At 76.1% G+C, this 5,963-nt stretch carries 5 protein-coding genes; 2 read left to right on the plus strand and 3 right to left on the minus strand.

Features of this window, described 5'->3' with window-relative positions:
* Nucleotides 1-89 precede the first annotated feature (89 nt).
* The 3 genes from ACZ7IF_RS38785 to ACZ7IF_RS38795 all read right to left on the minus strand — a co-directional run bounded on the left by ACZ7IF_RS38785 (nt 90) and on the right by ACZ7IF_RS38795 (nt 3,622).
* Nucleotides 90-1,364, minus strand: a complete 1,275-nt coding sequence (locus ACZ7IF_RS38785; RefSeq protein WP_470981684.1) for an FAD-dependent oxidoreductase — start codon at nt 1,362-1,364, stop codon at nt 90-92.
* Nucleotides 1,365-1,527: 163 nt separating this feature from the next.
* Nucleotides 1,528-2,421: a TIGR01777 family oxidoreductase gene (locus tag ACZ7IF_RS38790; RefSeq protein WP_470981686.1), complete on the minus strand. Its 894-nt coding sequence runs from the start codon at nt 2,419-2,421 to the stop codon at nt 1,528-1,530.
* Nucleotides 2,422-2,932: 511 nt separating this feature from the next.
* The gene (locus ACZ7IF_RS38795) at nt 2,933-3,622 is read right to left on the minus strand and encodes a VIT1/CCC1 transporter family protein (RefSeq protein WP_470981688.1); all 690 of its coding nucleotides are present in this window, start codon (nt 3,620-3,622) and stop codon (nt 2,933-2,935) included.
* 106 nt (nt 3,623-3,728) lie between these two features.
* On the opposite strand from ACZ7IF_RS38795, the gene ACZ7IF_RS38800 reads away from it, so the two are divergent.
* Nucleotides 3,729-4,802: a PP2C family protein-serine/threonine phosphatase gene (locus ACZ7IF_RS38800; RefSeq protein WP_470981692.1), complete on the plus strand. Its 1,074-nt coding sequence runs from the start codon at nt 3,729-3,731 to the stop codon at nt 4,800-4,802.
* 52 nt (nt 4,803-4,854) lie between these two features.
* Complete coding sequence (locus ACZ7IF_RS38805) at nt 4,855-5,829, plus strand: nuclease (RefSeq protein ID WP_470981690.1); 975 nt, start codon at nt 4,855-4,857, stop codon at nt 5,827-5,829.
* The last annotated feature ends 134 nt before the right edge of the window (nt 5,830-5,963 follow it).

Here is a 5,963-nt window from a genome sequence, read left to right on the forward strand (position 1 = left end):
TTCCCACCTCCCGGGCCCTTTTTCCCCCCCCCCCCCCCCCCCCCCCCCCCCCCCCCCCCCCCCCCCCCCCCCCCCCTGGCCGGTGGTTTTCAGGCGGCCGCCGGGAGGGCGGGCTCCGGCCGGGCGGGCAGCGGGATGCCGAAGTCGCGCAGCAGGGCGGTCGCGGCGCGGCGGGCGGAGTGCAGGGCGCCCTGGACGGTGTTGGAGTCGCGGTGGTCCCCGCAGACGTAGAGCCCGGCCAGGACCCGTACGGGCCGCTGCCTGTCGTGGGGCGGGGGCATCGCCGGGACGGCCTCCGGGGTGTGGTGGACGGCCAGCAGCTCCCAGTCCCGCGTCCGGGTCTCGTACAGCCGGGCCAGCCGGGAGGCGACCGTCCGGGCGGGCGGCGGCGGGCCGTGCACGGTGGTGGTGACCAGGCTGCGGCCGGCGGGGGCCCGGGTGGGGTCGACGGCGCTCATCACGGTGGTGTGGGCGAGCGGCCACTTCGGGTCGGCGTCCAGGAGCAGGGAGCCGTCCCAGGGCAGGGGTTCGGGGGTCGCGTGGTGGATGACGGTGACCTCGTGGAAGGCCGGCACGCGCAGCCCCGGGAGGAGTTCGGCGGCGGCCCGGGCACCGGTGGCGAGCAGGACGGCGCGACAGCCGAACTCGCCGTGCTCCTCGGTGGTGACGAGGTTCGTCGCCACCGACCGCACCCGGATGCCGGTGCGGATCGTGCCGGGCGGCAGGGCGGCCGCGAGCAGCCCGGGCAGGGTGGCCGCGCCGCCCTCGGGCACCGCGAGGCGGCCTCTGGCGAAGGTGCGCAGCGCGAGGTCGGCGACGCGGCTGGAGGTGGTGAGCTCCGGGTCGCGGAGCAGGGTGGACAGCAGGGGGCGCAGGACGCCGGCCACGGTGCGCGGGGGCAGGCCGCGGGAGCCGAGGGCGGCGAGCGCGGTGCGTTCGGGCCGGGCGAGCACGCGCTCCAGGGGCAGCGCCGCGAGCCGGCCGAGGGCGGCGCTGAAGCGGGCCTGGTCGAGGGAGCCGCTGGCGAGCGCGCGGGCGGGGGTCAGGGCCCCGGCCCGCTGCTGCCTGCCGTCGGCGCCGTGCACCAGGACGCCGGGGGCGAAGGGGCGCAGGACCAGCCCCGTGAGGCCCGGGGTGCGGGCGGGTTCGGTGTAGGCGGTGTTGAGGAGCTGGCCGACGCGGTCGAGCCGGAACCCGTCGGCCGATTCGGTGGCCATGCGGCCGCCGGGGTCGTCGGCGGTCTCCAGGACGCTGACGGTGATCCCTGCCGCGATCAGGTGGTGCGCGGCCGCGAGTCCTGAGACTCCGGCTCCTACGATGACGACGTCCGCGTGATGTGCGGCATGGTGTGAGCTGCTGAGCACGTGCCCCTCCCCGAGGTCGGCGCGGCTTGTGTGGGGAACCTCCTTCCCCCAACGGGCTCCAGGAGAACCCGAGTCCGGGTGGGGATTGCGCACAACTCCGGTCGCACGACGGTCGCACACGGGTCACGAACGGTCGCACACGATCGCGCCCCTGCTCCCGTCTTTACTTGTTGATGGCCGCCCTGATCGACTCCTCGATGCCGGGGTACGCGAACACGAACCCGGACTCCATCAGCCGGGCGGGGCGCGCCCGCTGACTGCCCAGCACGTCCTGCGAGAGCTCCCCGAGTACGAGGCGCAGGGCGGGGGCCGGGACGGCGAACAGGGCCGGACGGCGCAGCACGCGGCCCATGGCGGCGGTGACCTCGCGGTTGGTCAGGGGCTGTGGGGCGGTGAGGTTGAACGGCCCGGACAGTCCGGGCGTCTCCATCAGGAACCGCAGGGCGGCGACCTCGTCGTGCAGGGAGATGAACGACCAGTACTGGCGGCCGCTGCCGAGCCGGCCGCCGAGGCCGGCCTTGAAGAGCGGGAACATCCGCCCCCAGGCCCCGCCCTCGGCGGCGACCACCAGCCCGGTGCGGGCGAACACGGTCCGGATCCCGGCCTCTCGGGCGGGGGCCGCGGCGGCCTCCCACTCGACGCAGACGGAGGGCAGGAACCCGCGTCCGGCGGGGGCGGACTCGTCCACGGCCCGGTCCCCCGTGTCCCCGTAGTACCCGACGGCCGACCCGCACACGAGCACGGGCGGCGGGGAGTCGAGCGCCGCCACGGCCCGGGCGACGGCGGCGGTCCCCAGCACCCGGCTGTCGCGGATCTCCCGCTTGTACGCGTCCGTCCATCGGTGGTCCCCGACCCCGGCCCCGGCCAGGTGCACGACGGCGTCGCACCCGCGCAGCCCGGCGGGGTCGACGTACCCGCTGCGGGGATCCCACCGCGCCTCCCCCTCCCGCGCGGGGTCGCGGCGCACGAAGCGGACGGTGTCGTGGCCGTCGGCGTGCAGGGAGCGGACGAGGGCCTTGCCGATGAGTCCGGAAGCTCCGGTGATGGCGATGCGCATGGGCCCAGGTTTGCATTTTCAACGCGCCGCTCGCGCGGCTCGGCCGCAGGCGGCCTCCCCGGCTTCGCGCCGCTGCGCCGGACTCCGTCCGTCGGCCCCGGGCGGGGTCGGTCCGGGTGGCGGGGGCCGGTGGGCCGGGTGCGGGTGGTGGGCCGCTGCGCGGGGCTTGCCCCTCCCCGCCCTTCACCCGTTCTCGCCTCAAACGCCGGCGCGGCTGGAAAGACTCCGGGCTCCGCCCCGGCCCTGGGCGCGGCGCGGCTCCGGGGGAATCCGGCGCTCCGTGCCGGTACGCGTCACCACACGGCGCTACCGCGCCCGCGCGTCAAGCACCGGCGCGGCTGGAAGATCCGGCCCCGCCGACGTTTGAGGCGCTGGGGGTACCCCCAGCGGTAGCTGGGGGAGGGTCTGGGGGCGGAGCCCCCAGGAGGGGTCCGGGCGCAGCCCGGGGAACGGGCGAAGGGCGGGTCGGGGCCCTCGCCCCGCGCAGCGGTGCCCGGCGGCACACACCCGCTCAGCCGGCGCCCAGCCACGTGCCCACCGCGTACGTGACGCCCATCGCCAGGGCCCCGCCCACCACGTTGCGCAGGACCGCCCGCGGAACAGGGGCCCCACCCAGCCGCGCGCTCACCACCCCGCACAGCGTCAGCGCCCCCAGCACCGCCACCACCGTCACCGGCACCCGCTCCGACGCCCCCGGCAGGACCACCGCCAGCAGCGGCAGGGCCGCCCCGACCGTGAAGGCGACCAGGCTGGCGAAGGCGGCGTGCCACGGGTTCGCCAGCTCGTCCGGCTCGATCCCCAGCTCCACCCGGGCGTGCGCCCGCAGCGCGTCCCGTTCCGTCAGCTGCTCGGCGGCCTCCCGCGCCAGCTCCCGGCCCAGGCCCCGCGCGGCCAGCAGCTCCGTCAGCTCGTCCAGCTCCGCTTCCGGCTCCGCCGCCAGCTCCCGCCGCTCCAGGTCCAGCGCCGCCCGTTCGGAGTCGCGCTGCGAGCTGACCGACACGTACTCGCCCGCCGCCATCGACAGCGAGCCCGCGAGCAGCCCGGCCACGCCCGCCGTGAGGATCGCGGTGCGCGAGGTGGTGGCGCCGGCGACGCCGACGACCAGTCCGGCGGTGGAGATGATCCCGTCGTTGGCGCCGAGCACCCCCGCCCGCAGCCAGTTCAGCCGGGTGCTGATCGCCGCGCTCTGCGTATCCGTCACGCCACCACTGTCGCGGCCCGCGCCCGGCAGGGCCACCCGGCGTGCGCGGCCCGGGCCGCCGTACCAGGGTGGAGGGGTGAGACGCGGACGGGAGGAGCCGGGCTGGCTGCAGGGGGCACCGCCGCCGCGCTGGGCCCGGATCGCGCCCGCGGTGGCGCTGGTCGCGCTCTGCCTCACCCAGTGGACCACCCGCACGGAGGAGCTGGGCTACTTCCTGGCGGCCCTGCCCGCCGTGGCCGCCTTCGCGTACGGGCCCGCCGGCACCGCCGTCTTCGGCGCCCTCGTGCTGCTGCTGCTCGGCGTCCCCGAGCTCCGGGTGGGGCACGCCCGCGGCTCCGACCTGGCCACCGTGGCCACCGTCGGGCTGCTCAGCATGATCATCGCCTGGGTGCGGCGGCGCCGGGACGCCCAGCTGGTCAGCGTGCGGACGGTCGCCGAGGCGGCCCAGCTGGCGGTGCTGCCGCCGGTGCCGGAGCGGGTGGGTCGGGTGCGCTGCGCCGGGCTGTACCGCGCCGCGCAGCAGGGCACGCTGGTCGGCGGCGACCTGTTCGACGTGCGGGCCGGGCCGTACGGGGTGCGGGCGGTGGTCGGGGACGTACAGGGGCACGGGCTGGCGGCCGTCGGAACGGTGGCCTCCCTGCTCGGCGCGTTCCGCGAGGCGGTCCTGGACGACCGGGAGCTCGCGGCGGTCGCGGCCCGGCTGGACCGGCGGCTGGCGGCGGACGCGGCCACGGATTCCGTGGCGCACCCGGAGCTGTTCGCGACGGCGCTGCTGCTGGAGTTCCCGCCCGGGCCGGACCTCGTACGGATCGTGTCGTGCGGGCATCCGCCGGCGCTGCTGCTCAGGGGGTTCGCGGTCACGGAGGTGGCCGTGGAGCCGGGGCCCCCGCTGGGCCTGGGGCTGACCGGGCCGGCCCTGCCGGCGGTGGCCGAGCTGCCGCTGCTGCCGGGCGACCGGCTGCTCGCGCACACGGACGGGGTCACCGAGGCGCGTGACGCGGCCGGGCACTTCTACCCGCTGGCCGTCCGGGTGCCGGTGCTGGCGAACGACCCGGCGGGTCTGGTCCCGGCGGTGTGGCGGGACCTCGCGGCCTTCACCGGGGGCGGCCCGCGCGACGACGTGGCGCTGCTGCTGTTGTCGCCCGAACGGCGGTTGTCCGGCGGTGCCGGGCATCCCTAGCTTCAGGGTGCATGCACTGCGCGTCCTCGTCCCGACACCCGTGGGAGCCGCCATGTCCATGCCGATGCTGCTGATCAGGGGCACCTTCCGCGCGAAGGGCACCAAACCCGACGGGGACACGCTCTCCTTCACCCCGGACGACGTGGCCGACTGGAAGCGCGTGCCGGGGGCCAGACCGGTCGTACCGGGGGCGTTCGGCAACGCCTCCATCCGCCTGGACAGCATCGATGCCCTGGAGACCCACTACGGCGACAAGAAATCTCCCTCCGGGGTGCAGCACCAGCCCCTGCCGCTGGCGCACGCGGCGGCGGACGCCCTCCTGAAGGCGGTCGGCTTCACCGACTTCCACCGGGCCGGGGACAAGGCGGAGACCGGGAGCGGGACCGGCACCGGCACCGGCACCGGCACCAGCACCAGCACCGGCACCGTGGCCGGGGACGAAGCCGAGAAGATCATCAGCACCATCCCCGAGACCGTCCAGGGCTACATCCTCACCCGCGGCGCCGACGCCTTCGGCCGGTGCGTGGCCCTGGTCGGCAAGGGCCACCCACCCGCGTTCAACGGCTACGAGGTCGAGGTCGACCAGGCGGTGCTGGAGAAGACGGTCAACCACCAGCTGATCGCGGACGGCCTGGTCTACCCGACCTACTACAGCGGCTTCTCCGAGGTGCTGCGCGCCTCCCTCACCGCCGCTGCCGCCGCGGCGCAGGCCGCGGAGAAGGGCGTGTGGGAGGTGGACAAGACCCTCAAGGGGGCCGAGGTCGCCGGACTGTCCTCGCTCACCGACGACAAGGGGGCCGTCATCCTCCCGAAGCTCTTCCGCCGGCTGAAGGACTACCTGGACCTGAACCCGACGAACCCGTCCCTCGCCTGCTTCCGCGCCTACCTGGCGGGAGCCTGGGACGACCGGTTCTACGTCCCGGGCAGGCCCGGCGTGTTCAACGGCATGCACCACATCGTCGAGGTCGACGGGCAGGTCGTGAAGATGACGCACGGGCCGACGGAGGTCGTCTTCGTGGAGAAGTGAGCGGCGGGGGGGGGGGGGGCCCCCCCACCCGCCCCCCCCCCCCCCCCCCCCCCCCCCCCCCTTGGGGAAAAACAAACATCGGAACAAGAAAAAAAGGGCAGCCACATTAACCGTGTCCACCCCGGGGGCGGGTT

The organism is Streptomyces sp. NPDC037421, from assembly GCF_055602105.1.